This is a genomic window from Mesorhizobium sp. WSM4935 (genome assembly GCF_029625735.1).
In the GTDB taxonomy this organism is placed as follows: domain Bacteria; phylum Pseudomonadota; class Alphaproteobacteria; order Rhizobiales; family Rhizobiaceae; genus Mesorhizobium.
The window spans coordinates 179657-197926 of record NZ_JARTVR010000009.1; the positions used below are offsets into that span (position 1 = coordinate 179657).

An 18270-nucleotide genomic window follows, 5' to 3' on the forward strand; every position below is an offset into this window, starting at 1 on the left:
TCTCGTGAGAGATTGGCGCATGACGCAGACCAGGCGAACGGCGACTGAACCGCGGCGCAGGCCCAAGCAGGAGCGCAGCCGCGAGCGCATCGACGCGATCCTCGCCACGACCATGCGGCTGATCGGCGAAAAGGGCATCGACGCGGTGACGATGAAGGAGGTGGGCGCGCTGGCCGGCGGTCCGATCGCCACCGTCTATCATTATTTTCCGAGCAAGTCGGCGATCCTGGCGATGCTCTACGAACGCTTTTCCGAGGAAAGCCGTGCAAGGTTCGGCGCGATCATCGCCGGGATAGGCGGGCTGGACGACGTGACCGCTGCGGCCGATCGCCTGCTCGACGATTACTATGACCGCGTCGCTGCGGACCCGGCCATCCAGGACCTGCAGAACGCCATCCAGGCAGACAAGGCGCTGCAGCATCTCGACATCGCCGAAACACGTCAGCAGGCCAAGATGTTCTGCGACCACGTCGCGCCGATGCTCAAGTCCGAACAGCGCGAGGCGTTCGAGCGCGTGGTGTTCCTGATCTTCCAGCTCGCCGGCGGCGTCGTGCGGCTGGCGCTGACGCAAGATAAAGAAGAAGGTCGGCGGACGATCGACGACTACCGCTCGATCATCCACGCGCAGCTGCGGCTGTTTCTCTGAGCGATCAGGAATCCAGCTTCGGCCCGAGAACCTCCACCAGCCAATCGACGAACACCCTCACCCTTGGCGAAAGCTGGCGGCTCGGCGGATAAAGCACCGAGATCGGAGTCGGAGTCGGCGGATGGTCCGGCAGCACCTCGACCAGCCGGCCGGCTTCGATGTCGTCGGCGTAGCGGAGCTTTGGCGCCTGGAACAGACCGAAGCCCAGCCGAACCAGTGCGGCACTTGTGTCTGAATTGGCGACCGTGACTCGCGACGGCAGAACCACTTCACGAACCTTGCCGTCGACGGTGAATTCCAGCGGCATCACCTGCCTCGTGCGCGACGACACGAAGCCGATCATCATGTGGCCGGCAAGATCATCCAATGTGCGCGGTACACCGTGGCGTTCGAGATAGTCGGGACTCGCGACGGTGATCTCGCGCGCGATGCCGAGACGCCGCACGATCAGGTCGCTGTCGGGAAGCACGCCCGCCCGGATCACGCAGTCGACGCCTTCGCGCACCAGATCGACAAGGCGGTCCCCCTCGCCGATATGTACCGACAGGCCCGGATATCTGGCAAGCAGCGCCGGCAGTTCCGGCAAGAGGAATGTGCGCGCCATATGGCCATTGACGTCGACACTGAGGCGTCCGTGCACCTCGTGGGCGCCGAAACCGCCCTCGGCATCCTCGATGTCGGCGAGGATGGCGATGCAGCGCTGGTAATAGGCTTCGCCGTCGAGCGTCGTCGTCACGTGCCGCGTGGTGCGCCTCAGCAGTTGCACACCGAGCCGCTCTTCGAGCTGCTTGATCGCGGCGGTGGCGCTGGAGCGCGGCAGGCCAAGATCGGCGGCGGCCGCGGTGAAGCTGCGCCGCTCCACGACGCGGGTGAATAACCGCATGCTATCGAACCGGTCCATCGCTGACTGTTCGCACACACTGAATAGTGTTGACAATCCATGCCCGATTATTTCGGTCGATCAGGCGAGTATATGCATCTCCATCCGCACAGAAGGAGATTTCGCCATGACCATTCGTCCCATTGCCCTCATCACCGGCGGCAGCCGCGGCCTCGGCCGCAATACTGCGCTGAACCTCGCCCGCAGAGGCGTCGACGTCATCCTCACCTATCGCTCGCGCGCCGACGAGGCGAAGGCAGCCGTCGCAGAGGTCGAAGCTGCCGGCGGCCGCGCCGCCGCGATCGAGCTCGACACCGGCGCCGTCGCCACCTTTCCCGCTTTCGTCGCGGCGTTGAAGAAGACGCTCAAGGAGACCTGGCAGCGCGATCACTTCGATTATCTCGTCAACAATGCCGGCACCGGGCTGCGCAAGCCGATCGCCGACACGACGGAAGAGGAATTCGACACGCTGATGAACATCCATCTCAAGGGCGTGTTCTTCCTCACCCAGGCGCTGCTGCCGCTGATCAACGACGGCGGCCGCATCATCAACGTGTCGAGCGGGCTGGCGCGCTTCTCGGTGCCTGGCTCGTCCGCCTATGCGATGATGAAGGGCGGCGTCGAGGTGTTCACGCGCTATCTCGCCAAGGAGCTTGCCGGCCGCCGCATCACCGCCAACACCGTGGCGCCCGGCGCGATCGCCACCGACTTCAACGGCGGCCATGTACGCGACGACGCCGAGATCAACCGCGTCGTGGCAGGGATGACCGCGCTTGGCCGCGCCGGCGTCGCCGACGATATCGGGCCGATGATCGCCTCGCTGCTCTCCGACGACAATCGCTGGGTCAACGCCCAGCGCATCGAAGTATCTGGCGGCATGAATATCTAGGCGACCTGCCGGATCAGTCCTTCGAAGCCGTCGGCGAGATTGGCATTGCCGGCGGCGATGAAGCTCGAAAGGTTCCTGGCTCGCCCGGGGGTCTTGTTGGCATCGAGCAGCAGCGCCCTGCCCTCATGCATGACGAAATCGAATTTCCCGTAATCGAAACCGAGCTTGCGGCGCAGCGCACGCAGTTCATCGGGCACGGGGACCGGCTCACGGCGAATGGTGTCCTCGCCCTTGACGAATTTCTGCGGCGAGACATGGCGCGTGCAGCGCTCGCGCTCGCCACAGAAAAACCAGAAGCGCGCGGCGAACCCGTCCGGATCCGGTTCTGGAACGAATTTCTCCACCACGATATCCCCACGATCGAAGACCGCGGGCGGAACGTCGGCTAGCGAAGCATAGACCTGGTAGCGCTCGAACGGCACCGCATCCGGAAACGGTTCGGGCTTGCCGGCGCGGCGCGACTGCCGGTTCAGCTGCTTTTCCGGCGCGCCCCAATGGTTGAGGTTGCTCTTGACGACGACCTCGCCCTTCCAGGTGTCATCGCGCCCGATCAGAGCGGTGCTGACGCGGCGCTTGGCGATGTCGGCGGCGCCGATATTGAGGCAAAACGGGAAAAGCCGCGCGTATTCGACATACTCGGCGGGCGTCACGGTCGCGTCGACATGCAGCACCGCGATATCCGCCTCCGGCCTTGCCGAGGTGCCGCTCAGAACGCGAACCGAATGGCCACGCCGTTTCAGCTCCTCCAACAGATCGAACAGCATGAAACGGCTGTCTCGCCGCAGCAGCCATCCGCTGCGGACTAGGAAGCGGTCGTGTTCATGCGTGATGACTGCGATACGTGCCATTTGTGTTCCATGCTTGGCTTATTCAGCGTCCTCGATTATGCGTTCGAATACAATGCGCTACCAGGGTCGGGGTTTGTATGACAGAGCATTGGAACGCAATTCGCAGGCATTGGCAGTTGCTCGGGCCGCCGCTGCGGCCGCCGCCGGAAGTTGTCGAGGCTTACGATCGTGAGCTCGGGCTTGCTCGATCGCATATCGTCATGTTCGGCGTGACACCGGAACTTGCCGGTCTCGGCGCGAGCATGACGGCGGTGGACGAATCCAGCGACATGATCGCGGGCATCTGGCCGGGCGACACGGATTTGCGCAAGGCGGTGCGCGGCGACTGGTTCGATCCGCCGATGCCTGACGCAAGCGTCGATGCGCTGATCGGCGACGGATGCCTTACGGTCATCGGCGGCGCCGATGCGAGGCAAGCGCTGTTTTCAGCCGTCGCACGCGTGCTGAAAGCCGGCGGCCGCGCCGGCATCAGGCTCTATGCCTGCCCCGAAACACGCGACGATCCGCGGGAAGTGCGCGACCTGGCCTTGGCCGGCGGCGTCTCGACCTTCCACGACCTCAAATGGCGGGTGGCCATGACTGCGATTGCCGGCGGGCCTGATTACACGATACCGGTTACAGGCATCCTCGAACAATTCGACAGGATGTTTCCCGACCGCGAGGAGCTATCGGCTCGAACAGGATGGGAACTGCCGGTCATCGGAACCATCGACGTCTACCGGAACTCTTCCGTCGTCTACAGTTTTGCGCCGGCGGCATCACTCATCGAGGAAGCCCGGACCTTCTTCGATGATGTCCGGCTGGCTTCAACCGGCACATACGGGCTCGCCGAACGCTGCCCGCTGCTGGTGCTGCGCTCGCCCAAGGCCCAAATAACGGGCTGATTGCTCGTTCAAGCTTTGCGGCGGCCATAGCATTTTCGCCCAGGGCTCCACCCGAGAACAATTTCGCGCCGCCAGGCCCTTGCGCGCGCCTTGACTCTCTCACCTAGCCAGCTTATTTCAGCGCCACGTTAGCACTCGCCTCTAGTGAGTGCTAACTGATGTCCGGCGGCCTCGCCGGATGGAGGAACAGTTCTCACCGTTCTCATTCGAGGAAGACAACATGGCAAAGTCCAAGTTCCGCCCGCTTCATGACCGCGTGGTCGTTCGCCGGGTCGAATCCGAATCCAAGACCGCCGGCGGGATCATCATCCCGGATACGGCGAAGGAGAAGCCGCAGGAAGGCGAGATCATCGCCGTCGGCTCGGGCGCTCGCGACGAAAGCGGCAAGCTCGTCCCGCTGGACGTCAAGGCCGGCGACCGCATCCTGTTCGGCAAGTGGTCTGGCACTGAAGTCAAGCTCAATGGCGAAGACCTTCTGATCATGAAGGAATCCGACATCATGGGCATCATCGGCTGAATATCGGTCTCTCCATCAATTGAATTTTCGGGCTCCTCCCGAGCCTCTGTCAGGAGCTAACAATGGCTGCAAAAGACGTAAAATTCTCCCGCGATGCCCGTGAACGCATGCTGCGCGGCGTCAACATCCTCGCCGACGCGGTGAAGGTCACCCTCGGTCCCAAGGGCCGCAACGTCGTCATCGACAAGTCGTTCGGCGCCCCGCGCATCACCAAGGATGGCGTTACCGTCGCCAAGGAGATCGAGCTCGAGGACAAGTTCGAGAACATGGGCGCCCAGATGGTGCGCGAGGTCGCTTCGAAGACCAACGACATCGCCGGCGACGGCACGACCACCGCGACCGTTCTGGCCCAGGCGATCGTTCAGGAAGGCAACAAGGCCGTTGCCGCCGGCATGAACCCGATGGACCTCAAGCGCGGCATCGACCTCGCCGTCGGTGAAGTCGTCGCCGCTCTCGGCAAGGCTGCCAAGAAGATCAAGACCTCCGAGGAAGTTGCCCAGGTCGGCACGATCTCGGCCAATGGCGACGAGTCGGTCGGCAAGATGATCGCGGAAGCGATGCAGAAGGTCGGCAACGAAGGCGTCATCACCGTCGAGGAAGCCAAGACCGCCGAGACCGAGTTGGAAGTCGTCGAAGGCATGCAGTTCGACCGCGGGTATCTCTCGCCCTACTTCGTCACCAACGCCGACAAGATGGTCGCCGATCTGGAAGACGCCTACATCCTGCTGCACGAGAAGAAGCTCTCCAACCTGCAGGCCATGCTGCCGGTCCTGGAAGCTGTCGTTCAGACCTCGAAGCCGCTGCTCATCATCTCGGAAGACGTCGAAGGCGAGGCTCTGGCCACGCTGGTCGTCAACAAGCTGCGTGGCGGCCTGAAGATCGCCGCCGTCAAGGCGCCGGGCTTCGGTGATCGCCGCAAGGCCATGCTGGAAGACATCGCCATCCTCACCGGTGGCCAGGTCATCTCGGAAGACCTCGGCATCAAGCTCGAGAACGTCGGCCTCAACATGCTCGGCCGCGCCAAGAAGGTGTCGATCTCCAAGGAGAACACCACCATCGTCGACGGCGCCGGCAAGAAGGCCGAGATCCAGGGCCGCGTCGCCCAGATCAAGCAGCAGATCGAGGAAACCACCTCGGACTACGACAAGGAGAAGCTGCAGGAACGTCTGGCAAAGCTCGCCGGCGGCGTTGCCGTGATCCGCGTCGGCGGTGCGACCGAAGTGGAAGTGAAGGAAAAGAAGGACCGCGTTGACGACGCTCTGAACGCGACCCGCGCGGCCGTGGAAGAAGGCATCGTCGCCGGCGGCGGCGTGGCGCTGCTGCGCGCCTCGAACGCCGTCAAGGCCACCGGCGTCAATGCCGACCAGGCCGCGGGCATCGCCATCGTTCGTCGCGCCCTGCAGGCTCCGGCCCGCCAGATCGCGGCCAACGCCGGCGCGGAAGCCTCGATCGTTGCCGGCAAGATCCTTGAGAACAAGGCTCTGACCTACGGCTACAACGCCCAGACCGGCGACTATGGCGACATGATCGCCATGGGCATCGTCGACCCGGTCAAGGTCGTGCGCACCGCTCTCCAGGACGCGGCCTCGGTCGCCGGCCTGCTCGTCACCACCGAAGCCATGATCGCCGAAGCTCCGAAGAAGGAAGCTGCCGGCGGTATGCCGGGCGGCATGCCCGGCGGCGGCATGGGTGGCATGGGCGGCATGGACTTCTAAGAAGTCCATAAAGCACGCCCATCAACTAACATTGCTCAAGCCCGCAAGCGGGCTTGAGTGGCGGCATGGACTTCTAAAAGGTCCGGACCCATCACTGATACGGAAAGGGCGCCGAAAGGCGCCCTTTTTGTTTAGCATTTGAGAACCGGCGCTATGCGGCGCTCTCCGCTCGCTGCGCCACCTTGCCGGCGAGCACGGCCTGCTCGACAAGCGCCGCCACCTCATCGGCGACAACGCTGACCGGGGCACGGTCGCGAGTGGCGCGGGCGATCACCATCAGGCCTTCGAGCGAGGATTCGACCAGCAGCGCCAGCGCCTGCGCGCGCCGCTCCGGCACCCCTGCCCTGACGAATGCCTGGCGCAGCAGTCCGATCCACTGCTCGAAGGCCGAGCGGCAGATTTCAGTCAGGTCAGGCACATCGTTGGGCCCATCAAGCACGACCGGCGCGACCGGGCAGCCGAGCGAGAACTCGTTCTCCTCCAGCATTCGTGCGACCGACTGGTAGATGTGGTGGACGGCGACGGCGGGATCGCTTTCCTCCGACAGCGCCGCACCCAGCCGCTCGGTCACATCGGCCACGCTGGCGCGCGTCACCTCGATGACAAGCTGATCCTTGCCACCCGGGAAATGGAAATAAAGCGAGCCGCGCGGCGCGCCGCTGGCGCTCAAAATGTCGTTCAGCGACGTGCCGTGATAGCCGCGCTGCCGGATGAGCAGCGCCGTCGCCTCGATCATGCGGGTCCGTGTGTCTGTCGCCACCTCGACCTCTCAATGTCAACCTCTGTCAGGAGCGCGCATTATAGGGCTTGCCCATAATATGACAATCGGTCTACATAATATGTAAATCGGTCTACATATTTCGGAGGCAGTGATGCGGACTTATTGGCTCGAGGAATTCGGTGACATCGAGAAGCTGGCGGTGCGCGAGGTATCAATGCCCGAGCCAGGGGCGAACCAGATCCTGGTGCGCGTGCGCGCCACCTCGCTCAACCGCCGCGACACGATGATCCTCAACGGCACCTATCCGCTCACGCCACGCGTCGGCATCGTGCCGCTGAGCGACGGCGCCGGCGAAGTGGTGGCCGTCGGCGACGGTGTCAGGCGCTTTGCCGTCGGCGACCGCGTGACCGGCAGCTATTTCGCACGCTGGATCGACGGCCGCATGCATCCGGGCATCGTCGATCAACTCGGCTGCACGCTGGACGGCATGCTTGGCGAATATGCGCTTCTCGATGAGCAATGGGCGGTGCGACTGCCCGACCATCTCTCATGGCAGGAGGCGGCGACCTTCACCTGCGCCGGGCTGACCGCCTGGAGCGCGCTGACTGGAGCCGAGGTTCCGAAGCCAGGACAATGGGTTCTGGTGATCGGCTCAGGCGGCGTCGCGCTGTTTGCCTTGCAGTTCGCCAAGCTCATGGGCTGCCGCGTGGCGGCCGTCACCTCGCGCGCCGAAAAGGCCGACAGGCTGCTCGCGCTCGGCGCCGACCTCGTCATCGCTTCGGTCGAAACACCGGAATGGGGCATGAAATTGCGCGAGGCGACCGGCGGCATCGACTTGGTCGTCGAGACCGGCGGTCCGGCGACCTTTCGGCAGTCGCTGATCGCGAGCACGCTTTACGGACGCATCGTGCTGCTCACCGTGCAGGACAAGAGCGGCAAGTCGGTCGAGATTCCGGGCGCCGTCTACCAGCGCAGCCTCGTCACCATCGGCCGCCTGTTCGTCGGCAGCCGCAACGGGCTGGAGGCAATGCTTGCCGCCGTCGCCACGCACCGGCTGAAGCCGATCGTCGACAAGATCTTCCCCTTCGCCGAGGCGCGCGCAGCCTACCGCCATTTCGACCAGGGCGATGTCTTCGGCAAGGTCGTCATCGAGGGCGCCTGACCATCACACTTTCCCGCAAACAGAGAGGAGATCAGCCATGGCAATCCGTGAAGCCTCAGCCCAATGGCAGGGCACGCTGAAGGAAGGATCCGGCCGGCTGCGGCTGGGCAGCGGCGTGTTCGAAGGCGCCTATTCCTTCCCGTCCCGCTTCGAGAGCGGTCCGGGCACCAATCCGGAAGAACTGATCGCGGCCGCGCATGCCGGCTGCTTCTCAATGGCGCTCACCGCCATACTCGGCGCCGAAGGCCATACGGCCGAGAACATCCAGACGATCGCCAAGGTGCATCTCGGCGCGACCACGGCCGGACCGACGCTCACCCGCATCGAGCTCGAAACGGAGGCGCGCGTCGCCGGTATCTCGACCGAGGATTTCGAGCGGCTGGCGCAGAAGGCTAAGGCGGCCTGCCTCGTCTCGCGGGCGCTGGCCGGCGTCGCGACCATCACGCTCAAGGCGAGCCTCGCAGCTCAATGAAATGCCAGGAGAATCCAATGACCCAGGAATTGATCATCGACATCGCCACGGCCAAGCGCTCCGCCGAGACCGCGGAAATCATACGGCGCTACAACGACGTCTTCCAGCGTCACGATCCGTCGGCACTGGACGAGCTGGTGGCGCAGGACTGCGTGATCGAGAACACCACGCCGGCGCCTGACGGCGCCCGCCGCGTCGGCAAGGCCGCCTGCGTCGAACTGTGGTCGGCGATCGCCACCGGACCCGGAACGCGCTTCGATCTCGAAGAAACATTCATCGCCGGAGACCGCGCCACGATCCGGTGGCGCTTCTGGATGTCCGACGGCAATTCGCTGCGCGGCGTCAATCTGATGCGCGTCGCCGATGGCAAAATCGTCGAGGCGATGGGCTACGTCAAAGGATAGGACCTGGCGCGGAAGAGCCGCGCCAGGCCCAGCCCGGAATCCGCCCCGCCAGGATTTGGATTCCGGGCAAGTCGCGGCCTAGGAGACCACTCTGTTGAGTTTCACGAAGGTCTTGGGGCTGCGCTGGATCGTCTGGAAGATCACGCAGTACCGATCGGTCAGCTCCATGAGTTGGGTCAACCGGCTTTGCTCGACATCCGACTCGATGTCGAAACGCAGACGGATTTCCTTGAAGCCGACCGGCACGCCTTCCGTGACGCCTAGCGTGCCGCGAAGGTCGACATCGCCCTCGGCGGAGATCTCCGCCGACTTGATCGGAATCTCAAGGACGGCAGCAGCCGCCCGCATCGAGACGCCGGCGCAGGCGATCAGCGCCTCCAGCTGCATGTCGCCGGAGCAAAGCTCCTGGCCGCTGCCGCCGGCCTTCGGATGGATGCCGGCGAGCGCAAGCCCGCGTCCGGTCTCGACCTTGCAGGTCACCTTGGAATCGTCGGCACTGCCCTTGGCCTTTAGGGTAAGAAGCGCTGCCTGCGCGTCCTTGCGATAAAGATCCTTGATGGGCTCCTGCGTGGCGCGAAACGTCGCGATATCCATTCAAGTTCTCCTGTGGTGAAATGCGGTTTTTTGAAATGGTCATCCATCGGCCTATTCCGGGATGGCGATGCCGGAGCCGCCGAGCTCGGCGGGAAAATCCTTCAGCTTGGGCAACCCGTCCTTCATCGGCAGGACCGTCTCGGCGTAGTTGACGTGGACTCCCGGCGTGAATTCGATCGTCGGTATGGTGGCCGCATAGACGTCGACCAGCCCGAGCGGCGGATGATCCGTCATCAGATGACCGCCGCACTTGGTGCAGAACCGGCGGTCGCTCATGGCGGACTTCTCGAAGCCGGATAGAAACTCCGCGCCCTTGGTGACCTTGACGTTCCCGGGCTTCCACAGCGTGAAGGCGTTCACCGGAGACGCCGACCACGAACGGCAGGAACCGCAATGGCAGTAGCCCATCGCCTCGGCGGTCCCGTGGACTTCGATTTCCACGGCGCCGCAAAAACACCCGCCCTTATGTACCGTCATGACTTTCGTCCTTCTTTCGTTGCGTTCGATTGCGCTTAGCGTCCAACTGACGACGGCTCTTGGCGCCAGTTGGGGTTTAAAGCTTCCGGTCGTGGACGGAATGACGGGGCGTCCGCGTTAGTTGACAGCGCGTCCGGAACTGGAAAGGGATGTCGCGCCGGATCGCCGCGAAGCTAGAGACAGGGGTGGAATGGCCGGGGATGCTCTATCGGATCTTTTGAAAACGGTGCGCCTCACCGGGGCGACGTTTTTCGACATCGAGGCCCAGGATCCGTGGGCGGTCTGCTCGCCGGCGCCCGCCTCGATATTGCCAAGGATACTGCCTGGCGCGGATCACCTGATTTCCTATCACGTGCTGACGGCCGGCCGCTGCTTTGCCCGCATCGTCGGCCAGGAGGCTATCCCGGTGGAAGCCGGCGAGGTCGTGGTCTTCACCCACAGCGATCCGCATATCATGTCGAGCACGCCCGACCTCAGGGCCGAACCGCCGACCGCGGATGTGCTGGAGATCGCGGCCGCAAGCCAGACGCCCTTCCCGATCAACTACGTCAAGGACGGATCGCTGTCGGCCCGGCTGGTCTGCGGCTATCTTGCCTGCCATGCTCTGCCCTTCAATCCGCTGCTCGAAGCCCTGCCGCCCGTCATCAAGGCCGCGGACGTCGAAGGCGATGGCGGCTGGCTCGGCCAATTCATCAGGCTCGCAGTCTCGGAAGTGACCGAGAAGCGGGCCGGGAGCGAAACAGTGCTCACCAAGCTTAGCGAACTGATGTTCGTCGACGTGCTGCGCCGCTATGTGGAGTCACTGCCGCCGCAGCAAACGGGGTGGCTGGCGGGCCTGCGCGATCCGCATCTGGCGAAGGCGCTGGCGCTGATCCACGACCGTCCAGCTCACAGTTGGACGGTGGAGGCGCTGGCGAAGGAGTCCGCGCTCTCGCGCACTGTGCTGGCGGAGCGATTCACCAAAATCGTCGGAATGCCGCCGATGCACTATCTCGCCAAATGGCGCATGCAGATCGCCTCGGAACTGCTCAGCGCCGGCAACAGCAACGTCGCCAGCATCGCGGCAGAGATCGGCTACGAATCCGAAGCCGCGTTCAGCCGCGCCTTCAAGAAGATGATCGGCGTCCCGCCTTCGGCCTGGCGCCTCGGCGTTCGGGCTGCGGCTGGCTCAGGAGGCGACGAGGCGTCCGAAACCGGGAACGGATCAGAGAGCTAGCGATCGGCCAGCGCAAGCTTGGCACCGAGCATGACGAAGGCGGCAGCGAAGCTGCGGCGCATCCAGGTCAGCACCTTCGGCCGCGACACGATATGGCTGCGCACCGATGCCGCGAACACGCCATAGCTGGCGAAGCAGACGAAGGTCATCAGCATGAAGACGCCTGAGAGCTCCAGCATCTTGGGCAGCGCATGCGGCTCGGTGGTGCTGACGAATTGCGGCAGGAAGGCGAAGAAGAAGATCGACAGTTTCGGGTTCAGCACGTTGACCAGGATGCCTGTGGTGATCGTTCTGGCGGTCGAGCGTGGCGCGGCGTTCTCGTCGATGCTGAGGCCGCCCTTCTCCTTCAGCGTGTTCCAGGCCATGTAGAGCAGATAGGCGACACCGAGATATTTCAGCGTCTCGAAGGCGACGGCACTTGTGTGCAGCACAGCGGCGAGGCCGGTGATAGCGGCCGCCATATGCGGGATGATGCCCAGCGTGCAGGCGAAAGCGGCAATGACGGCGGCGCGCGCGCCGCGCGAAAGACCGGCGCTCAGCGTGTAGAGGACGCCGGTGCCGGGCGAGGCCACGATGATCAGCGACGTCAACAGGAATTCGATGCTCATGGATTTGCTCCGCTGCCCTGCCCGGCCGGGGAAGGTATCGGGAGGCGTGGGTTGAGGCAAGCGGGGGAGAGCGTGATCTCCCCCCTTGTGGGGGAGATGGCCGGCAGGCCAGAGGGGGCGCGAAGGAATGCGGCCTCTCAGTTTCCTCTTTTTGAAATCTACTCGGATGTCCGATCGAAGCTCGTCTGAGGCGCCGGCGGGACAGCGCCCCCCTCTGCCCTGCCGGGCATCTCCCCCACAAGGGGGGAGATTGGCAGTTGCAGCCCATGCGCTGCCCTCGCCATCAGGCAGTCGTCCCCGCCTGGCATGCAGGCGCGGCAGACATCGGGGCGCAGATCATAGATGCCGCAGGCCGTATGTTTGCCGACCTCGCCGGTGAGCGCCGAGCACCGCGCGCCCTCGCAGCGCATGCCGGACTGGTCGGCCGCGACCAGCTCGGCCGGGATCCGGTCGAGCTGCTCATCCGCCTCGGTCGAAAAGCGTGGCCAGTCGGCCGCATAGGAGCAGCAGGCGCCGCAGCTCTGGCAGTCGAAGGCGGCGCTTTGCGGAAGCGATAAGGTGATGGCGGGGTCGAGCGGCAAGGCAATTCCTCATGCGTGCCTTGTCTTGACGCAGGATCGGGACGCTCGTCCATCCCCAGCAGATTTTCCGGCGGCGATTTTTCGCATTTTTCCGGGAACTCTTTCGCCGGCTGTGGGTTTTGTCCGTGTCGTCAGCAGTTCATGAGCGATCGAGAAAGGTTGACGTCAAGACGCCTCCCGCGCGTAACAGTGCGAGAGGCGTTTTTGTTGTTCAGCGCTCCTGATCGGTCGGACGGATAAGTATCTCGTTGACGTTGACCCTCGGCGGCTGGCTGACGGCATAGAAGATGGCGTTCGCAATATCCTCGGCGGTCAGTGCTTCCATCGTGGCGAGACGGTGTTCGAGCCCGGCCTTCGATTGCGCGTTGGTGATGTGGTCGCCGAGCTCGGTGCGCACCAGGCCCGGCTCGATGACGGTGACGCGCACCTTGTCGGTGTAGACCTCCCGGCGCAGCGATTCCGAAAAAGCCACCACGCCGAACTTGGTCGCCGCATAACCGGTGGCACCCGGATTGGCCACGCGGCCTGCGACTGACGAGACATTGACGATATGCCCCTTTGAAACCTTGAGATGCGGCAGGGCCGCCTTGGTTGTCGCCATCAGGCCGATCAGGTTGAGTTCGATCATTCGCCGCCAGTCGTCGAGATCGGCTTCAGCCGCGGGCGCAAGCAGCATGACGCCGGCATTGTTGACGAGGATGTCCAGCCGCTTCCATTCGGATACGACCTTGTCGACCATCGCGACAATGTCGCTGGCCTTGCCAACATCGGCTTCAATGGCGAGAGCGACGCCGCCTGCCTTCTCGATCCGGGCAACCAGTGCTTCGAGGCGATCGGCACGACGGGCGGCGACCGCGACTTTCGCGCCGGCCGCGGCAAGGGCCACGGCGGTAGCCTCGCCGATGCCGGACGAAGCGCCGGTGACAAGCGCGACCTTGCCCGTGAGTATGGAATTTGCGGATGTCATGAGAATCTCCAGATGCCCGGCCCGCCCCTTCACATAGGCCGCATGGCCAAAGCTTGAAGGCCCGCCATCGGATCAGTTGACGCGATTTCCGGCCCGTCCCGGCTTTGGTTCCGGCCGGGCGGCCGACAATCCTTGGCGGCTTGATCGCGGTGAAATGCCGAACAGGAAGGCCGCGGTAAAAATGCGAGAGGCGTTTTCTGTCGGGCCTTACATGATCACGCTCAACATCGGCAGGATTTCATAGCGGAAGCCGCGACCGGAACGCGCCAGCGGATCGCGGTCGGTCACGGCCTGGGCCTCAGCCTCCGTACCGGCCTGCAGGATCAGAAGCCCCCAAGGGCCGGTGGGATCGGCGACCGGTCCGGCAATCATCATCCTGCCTTCGCGAAGCAGGCCGCGCAGATAGTCCGCATGGGAGTTCATCAGCGACCTTTCCTCCTCCGTCAGGGTGAAGGCGAAGTCCGGCCTAGGCGGGATCATCCGGCAATAAAAGACCGAAGGCGGCCTGGCCCCGATCTCCGCGGACAGGAAATCGCCGAGCCAGCCCAGCACTCGCTCCCAGCCGGAACCGTGATCGCGGCAGGAGTCGCGGCGCTGTCCGAAGCCTTCGTGGCGCAGCGTCAGCCGCGTGCCGTTCTCCACCGCCTCCAACGTGTAGGTGACGGTAGTGACGTTGTTCCCGTCCCAAGGCGCTTTCCAGGTCATCACCAGGCGATGCGGCGGCTCGACCTCGATATACTCGCCACCGACATGGAAATCCTGTCCGTCCGCGCCCTTGCCTTCAGACCGCCAGGTCCCGCCCGGCCGCACATCGGCCACGTGGCTGGTCGTCCGGTACATGTCGTCGGCACCCCACCAGAGCGGGATCTGGTCCTGCGCGGTGAGGGCGCGGAAGACGCGCTCTGGCGGGACGGCGATCGTCACCGTGGCAAGGATTGTCCCGGCGGAGATGTCGGCAATCGCGCGCGGTCCGTTGTTGGTGGCCATTATTCGTTCTCCAGATAGGTTTTGAGATTGCCGAGGCTTTGCTGCCAGAAATCGCGGTATGGCAGGATCCAGTCGGCGACGTGCTTCAGTTCCGCCGGCTCCAGTCGGTAGACGCGCTCGCGGCCGTGCCGCTGCTCGGAGACGACATTGATCTCGCGCAAGATTCTCAGATGCTTGGAGATGGCAGGCCGGCTTTGCGAGAAGGCCGAGGCCAGTTCGTTCACCGGAGCCGGCCCTTGCCGCAGCCGGTCAAGGATAGCGCGCCGCGTCGGGTCGGCAATGACGCGGAAGACGGAACGGTCCTGCTCAGTTTGCGGCATAATGCGTATCCATTCGGTTACGTATTTATGCCGAAAAACGGCGCCGGTCAATTCTGCTCGACCGGCGCCGCATTGTTCCTTGCTGGCTCAGCGTTCCTGGTCGGTCGGCCGGATCAGGATCTCGTTGACATTGGCTCGCGGCGGCAGCCTCACGGCAGCGAGGATGGCATTGGCGATATCCTCGGCGGTCAGCGCCTCCATGGTTGTGACGTCGCCAGCCTTGGCTTCGACGGCAAGAGCGGCGGCTGTCGCCTCCCGTTGCCGGACGAGGCGCCGGTGACGAGCGCGACCGTGCCGGCGAGTGGGGAATTTGCGGATGTCATGGGATTCTCCAACCGCCCTGCCCGGCCCACATAGGCCGCGGGAGACATTCTTGCCCCCCGCCATCAGAGGTGACCGGCCGGCCGCTATGCCGAACGGAACCGCGACCGCACCAACCCGTTTCTCTCGCGCGTTGATCTCCGGGAGAAGCGGAGATGATGAACATGGATCAGATAGCGGGCCTGGCCAAGCAGATCAAAGGCTCGGTCCGGCAAACGATAGGCAAGGCCATCGGAAATCGCTCGATGCAGATCAGAGGCATGGCGGAAAAATCCGCAGGCCAGGTTCAGAAGGCCTGTGGCGACATGAAAGCCATGCTCAAAAAGGCGATGTGACCGGCAGGCCTCGCGTCAGGTATCGAACGCCTTCGCAAATGCGCTGGTGAAGACGATCTCGCCATGATCGCCGACCGCCTCGCCCAGCACCACATCCATGTTGTCGGCCGTCACCCGCGCCAGCGCGAAGCCGCCCATGTAGGCGGCCTTCGGCTTGACGATGTCGAGCCCGTCGCGCTGATAGATCATCGGCACTTGATGCTGGTGACCGTGGAAGACGGCGATGACATTGTAGCCCTTGATCGCGGCCAGCAGCGCCTGACGGTCGGCCTCGCCCCACCAATGGGGGCGACCGGTGCCATCGTCGTCGTAGGTGCGCTTCACCGGGTCCCAGCGCTCGGTCGAGAAACTGTCCCAGCCGTAATGCTGGAACAGGATTACTGGCCGACCGTCGCCGGCATAGGTCGCCAGATCCTGCTTCAGCCAAGGCAGGCTGCTGATCACGCCATGCGCGGTGTCGCCTGCGAAGCGGTGCGTCTGGACAAGATGCAGGCCGCCCCAGTCCCAGGAATAGCAATCGGTATCGACGTCGTATTCGGTCGCCGGCACCGGCGGCTTGAAGAAAACGCCGGGACGATGGTTGACCTCGACATAGTCGCGCAACTCGCGGCGATACCAATCGACGTGCGGCGGCGAGCCGTTCTGGTCGAGGTCGTGGTTGCCGAGCCCGACATAGACCGGGATATGGACGCGGTCCGGCCCGATGCCCTGCTGATAGCGCTGGGAGAACTGCAGAAGCTGCGTGCCTTCGCTGGGCTCGGTGACTTGGCCGCCGCCATCGTCGGTGATGTCGCCGCCGGTGACGATCCCGAGCGGCGTGCCGATGCGCTCGCCGGCCGAATGCAGCCCGGTGGCGACGCCGTTGATCTCGGCCGGCCATTTTTTGTCCGCGATCGCGTTCAGCGCCGCGACGTTGCGCAGAAGTGCCGCGTCCGTCTTGCCCTCCTGCAGGCAATTGGGGCTGAGGCCGCTCGCCATGCGGCAGGCGTGGATGTCGGCGATGAACAGGAAAGTTGCGTCGATCGGCTGGATGCGCTTGCCGGTCTGGGCGCGCGCTGTGCGCGACAGGGCGCAGGCGGCAGCGAGACCTCCCATCCTGGCCATGAAGATGCGGCGTGAAACGGCTGCTGGCGTAGAGCGATTCATCGTCACTCGATTAAACACCCTCGAACCGTCTCGTCCAGTTGAATGCCCGGCCAGCGCCGGAGACTTTCATGCCAAAGCAGGAAAAGCCTCTCGGGTCGACAGCGCGGCAGGGGTCTGTCATTGCTCTGGAACATGCACCCAGGAGAGGAAGGCATGAAGACCCTCACGATCGGCATGACGTTCGCCATGCTCGCCGGCGCCGCGCAGGCTGCCGACTGCGTCGACGGCAAATCCGCGAAAGCCGGCTTCGTGCTCGAAAAGCCCGGCATCCGCAGTGAGTTCCGGCCGGCGCCCGGCGGCATGGTCGCGGTCGTCAACAAGTACGAATCGGACTCGCCGCAGACGCAGTATCTCTATGCCGGAATGATCGAAGTGTTCCGCGACAGCGACACCGGACGGCTGTCGTTGATCCCGCTCGGCGATTTGAAGAAGCTGTTCCCGCTGAAGGCCGGCGCCAAGAGCAAGATCGAATTCGTGCGGCTGTCCTCGAAAAAGGCCCCGAAGGGCACCGAAACCCTGGCCTTAGCCGTCAAGGGCAAGGACACCTACAAGCTGGGCGACTGCAAATACAACGTGCTCGTGGTCGGCGAAACGATCACCGGCGACAATGGCAACGTGATCGACAGCTTCACCGCGCTCTATTCGCCCGACCTGCAGGCGGTGCTGGCGCGGCGATACGATGAAGGGACGAGCGCGCAGAGCGAGGTGGGGTTCGAGACGATCAAGCCGCTGAGGGAGTGAGGCGTAATTGTCGCCGGCCGGCATTATGCGATCTTCGGCCGTGGCAACACACGACGTCGCCGTTTTACTGTTGATCCGCCCTGCGACGGCGACACTTCGAAACTTTCCAACCCCCTCAGGCATTCCCGCAAAACCCCGGCGTCCTGCGAAGTCTTGGCCATCGACATGGCGCCGGAATAGGTCGCCACAACCAACGCCGCGAAACGCTCCGGATCGGTCCCACCCTCCCCGCCGCCCAGATGGTCGGCCCGGATCTTATCGGCGATCGCCTGCCGCCAATTGGCAAAGATCCTGGCCAGCGCCGAGCGGAATTCATCGTCGGCCAGCGACAGTTCATGCGCCAGGTTGTTGAGCGGGCAGCCGCGCACATAGCCCTGTCGCTCAAGCTCCGCGGCCACCGCCTCGAACACGGCCCGCACGCCTTCGCGGGCCGAGGATGCCGCCAGCACCGGCTCGATCCAGGTCTCCCGGACCGCCGCCGCTACCCGTTCCTCGATTACCGCCAGCGCCAGCGCCTTCTTGGTCGGGAAATGATGGTGCAGCGCGCCGCCCGTGACGCCGGCCGCCGCCATCAGGTCGCCGAGGCTCGAGGCGTGATAGCCGTGCGCCTGGAAGGAGTCTTCCGCCACGTCGAGGACGCGTCGGCGCATGCCTTTCGGATCGTTGGTGCGCTTTTTGCGCATCGCCATCTCCTCCTTCTCCTTGTGGGAGAAGGTGCCTGAACGAAGTGAAGGCGGATGAGGGGTGCTTCAGCTTGGCGCCGACAGCACTCCGGCCAACACCCCTCATCCGTCTCGGCGCTATCGCGCCGATCCACCTTCTCCCACAGGGGAGAAAGC

23 protein-coding genes are annotated in these 18270 nt (G+C 64.1%); 11 read left to right on the forward strand and 12 right to left on the reverse strand.

Features of this window, described 5'->3' with window-relative positions:
- Window positions 1-19: 19 nt before the first annotated feature.
- Window positions 20-646 (forward strand): TetR/AcrR family transcriptional regulator, encoded by a 627-nt coding sequence (locus P9273_RS20855; protein ID WP_278050584.1) that lies wholly within the window; start codon window positions 20-22, stop codon window positions 644-646.
- Between the two features lie 4 nt (window positions 647-650).
- Here P9273_RS20855 and P9273_RS20860 read toward each other — a convergent pair whose 3' ends face one another.
- The gene (locus P9273_RS20860; protein ID WP_278050585.1) at window positions 651-1547 is read right to left on the reverse strand and encodes a LysR family transcriptional regulator; all 897 of its coding nucleotides are present in this window, start codon (window positions 1545-1547) and stop codon (window positions 651-653) included.
- A gap of 106 nt (window positions 1548-1653) precedes the next feature.
- On the opposite strand from P9273_RS20860, the gene P9273_RS20865 reads away from it, so the two are divergent.
- Entirely contained in the window at window positions 1654-2415 is a 762-nt protein-coding gene (locus P9273_RS20865) for an SDR family NAD(P)-dependent oxidoreductase (RefSeq protein ID WP_278050586.1), read from the forward strand.
- On the opposite strand, the gene P9273_RS20870 is transcribed toward P9273_RS20865, so the two are convergent.
- A complete protein-coding gene (locus tag P9273_RS20870; RefSeq protein WP_278050587.1) occupies window positions 2412-3263 on the reverse strand; it encodes a hypothetical protein in 852 nt (283 codons plus the stop codon). The genes P9273_RS20865 and P9273_RS20870 overlap by 4 nt on opposite strands.
- A 77-nt stretch (window positions 3264-3340) precedes the next feature.
- Here P9273_RS20870 and P9273_RS20875 point away from each other — a divergent pair, with 77 nt between their 5' ends.
- The 3 genes from P9273_RS20875 (at window position 3341) to groL (ending at window position 6379) form a co-directional block, all read left to right on the forward strand.
- On the forward strand, window positions 3341-4147 hold the full coding sequence (locus P9273_RS20875; protein WP_041001146.1) for a class I SAM-dependent methyltransferase: 807 nt from the start codon (window positions 3341-3343) through the stop codon (window positions 4145-4147).
- A 220-nt stretch (window positions 4148-4367) separates the two neighbouring features.
- The gene (gene groES, locus P9273_RS20880) at window positions 4368-4664 is read left to right on the forward strand and encodes a co-chaperone GroES (RefSeq protein ID WP_010915433.1); all 297 of its coding nucleotides are present in this window, start codon (window positions 4368-4370) and stop codon (window positions 4662-4664) included.
- 62 nt (window positions 4665-4726) lie between these two features.
- On the forward strand, window positions 4727-6379 hold the full coding sequence (gene groL / locus P9273_RS20885; protein ID WP_041001148.1) for a chaperonin GroEL: 1653 nt from the start codon (window positions 4727-4729) through the stop codon (window positions 6377-6379).
- Between the two features lie 151 nt (window positions 6380-6530).
- Here groL and P9273_RS20890 read toward each other — a convergent pair whose 3' ends face one another.
- Window positions 6531-7139, reverse strand: a complete 609-nt coding sequence (locus P9273_RS20890; protein WP_278050588.1) for a TetR/AcrR family transcriptional regulator — start codon at window positions 7137-7139, stop codon at window positions 6531-6533.
- Between the two features lie 112 nt (window positions 7140-7251).
- Here P9273_RS20890 and P9273_RS20895 point away from each other — a divergent pair, with 112 nt between their 5' ends.
- The 3 genes from P9273_RS20895 to P9273_RS20905 are packed head-to-tail and all read left to right on the forward strand — an operon-like array spanning window position 7252 to window position 9138.
- Window positions 7252-8262 carry a zinc-dependent alcohol dehydrogenase family protein gene (locus P9273_RS20895; protein ID WP_041001152.1) on the forward strand — a complete coding sequence of 337 codons (1011 nt, stop codon included), beginning with the start codon at window positions 7252-7254 and terminating at the stop codon, window positions 8260-8262.
- 37 nt (window positions 8263-8299) lie between these two features.
- Window positions 8300-8734, forward strand: coding sequence for an OsmC family protein (locus P9273_RS20900; RefSeq protein ID WP_278050589.1), 435 nt, complete (start codon window positions 8300-8302; stop codon window positions 8732-8734).
- Window positions 8735-8751: 17 nt separating this feature from the next.
- On the forward strand, window positions 8752-9138 hold the full coding sequence (locus P9273_RS20905) for a nuclear transport factor 2 family protein (protein WP_041001157.1): 387 nt from the start codon (window positions 8752-8754) through the stop codon (window positions 9136-9138).
- Window positions 9139-9216: 78 nt separating this feature from the next.
- Here P9273_RS20905 and P9273_RS20910 read toward each other — a convergent pair whose 3' ends face one another.
- Window positions 9217-9732 (reverse strand): OsmC family protein, encoded by a 516-nt coding sequence (locus tag P9273_RS20910; protein ID WP_278050590.1) that lies wholly within the window; start codon window positions 9730-9732, stop codon window positions 9217-9219.
- A 51-nt stretch (window positions 9733-9783) separates the two neighbouring features.
- Window positions 9784-10209, reverse strand: a complete 426-nt coding sequence (locus P9273_RS20915) for a GFA family protein (protein ID WP_278050591.1) — start codon at window positions 10207-10209, stop codon at window positions 9784-9786.
- Window positions 10210-10399: 190 nt separating this feature from the next.
- On the opposite strand from P9273_RS20915, the gene P9273_RS20920 reads away from it, so the two are divergent.
- Window positions 10400-11425, forward strand: a complete 1026-nt coding sequence (locus P9273_RS20920) for an AraC family transcriptional regulator (protein WP_278050592.1) — start codon at window positions 10400-10402, stop codon at window positions 11423-11425.
- On the opposite strand, the gene P9273_RS20925 is transcribed toward P9273_RS20920, so the two are convergent.
- From P9273_RS20925 to P9273_RS20945, 5 genes are all read right to left on the reverse strand, one after another.
- Window positions 11422-12033: a LysE family translocator gene (locus P9273_RS20925; RefSeq protein ID WP_278050593.1), complete on the reverse strand. Its 612-nt coding sequence runs from the start codon at window positions 12031-12033 to the stop codon at window positions 11422-11424. The two genes, P9273_RS20920 and P9273_RS20925, sit on opposite strands and share 4 nt — an antisense overlap.
- Window positions 12034-12191: 158 nt before the next feature.
- Window positions 12192-12596, reverse strand: coding sequence for a YkgJ family cysteine cluster protein (locus tag P9273_RS20930; protein WP_278050652.1), 405 nt, complete (start codon window positions 12594-12596; stop codon window positions 12192-12194).
- 229 nt (window positions 12597-12825) lie between these two features.
- Window positions 12826-13581, reverse strand: a complete 756-nt coding sequence (locus P9273_RS20935; RefSeq protein WP_278050594.1) for an SDR family NAD(P)-dependent oxidoreductase — start codon at window positions 13579-13581, stop codon at window positions 12826-12828.
- Between the two features lie 207 nt (window positions 13582-13788).
- Window positions 13789-14568 (reverse strand): SRPBCC domain-containing protein, encoded by a 780-nt coding sequence (locus P9273_RS20940; RefSeq protein WP_278050595.1) that lies wholly within the window; start codon window positions 14566-14568, stop codon window positions 13789-13791.
- The gene (locus P9273_RS20945; protein WP_278050596.1) at window positions 14568-14888 is read right to left on the reverse strand and encodes an ArsR/SmtB family transcription factor; all 321 of its coding nucleotides are present in this window, start codon (window positions 14886-14888) and stop codon (window positions 14568-14570) included. Before P9273_RS20945 ends, P9273_RS20940 begins: the two co-directional genes overlap by 1 nt.
- Window positions 14889-15364: 476 nt before the next feature.
- Between P9273_RS20945 and P9273_RS20950 the strand changes: the two genes are divergently transcribed.
- On the forward strand, window positions 15365-15544 hold the full coding sequence (locus P9273_RS20950) for a CsbD family protein (RefSeq protein WP_041001166.1): 180 nt from the start codon (window positions 15365-15367) through the stop codon (window positions 15542-15544).
- 15 nt (window positions 15545-15559) lie between these two features.
- Here the strand turns inward: P9273_RS20950 and P9273_RS20955 are convergent, their stop codons facing one another.
- The gene (locus tag P9273_RS20955) at window positions 15560-16690 is read right to left on the reverse strand and encodes a metallophosphoesterase (RefSeq protein ID WP_278050597.1); all 1131 of its coding nucleotides are present in this window, start codon (window positions 16688-16690) and stop codon (window positions 15560-15562) included.
- A 153-nt stretch (window positions 16691-16843) separates the two neighbouring features.
- Here P9273_RS20955 and P9273_RS20960 point away from each other — a divergent pair, with 153 nt between their 5' ends.
- On the forward strand, window positions 16844-17431 hold the full coding sequence (locus P9273_RS20960) for a hypothetical protein (RefSeq protein WP_040980890.1): 588 nt from the start codon (window positions 16844-16846) through the stop codon (window positions 17429-17431).
- 23 nt (window positions 17432-17454) lie between these two features.
- Here P9273_RS20960 and P9273_RS20965 read toward each other — a convergent pair whose 3' ends face one another.
- Complete coding sequence (locus P9273_RS20965; protein WP_278050598.1) at window positions 17455-18120, reverse strand: TetR/AcrR family transcriptional regulator; 666 nt, start codon at window positions 18118-18120, stop codon at window positions 17455-17457.
- Between the last annotated feature and the right edge of the window lie 150 nt (window positions 18121-18270).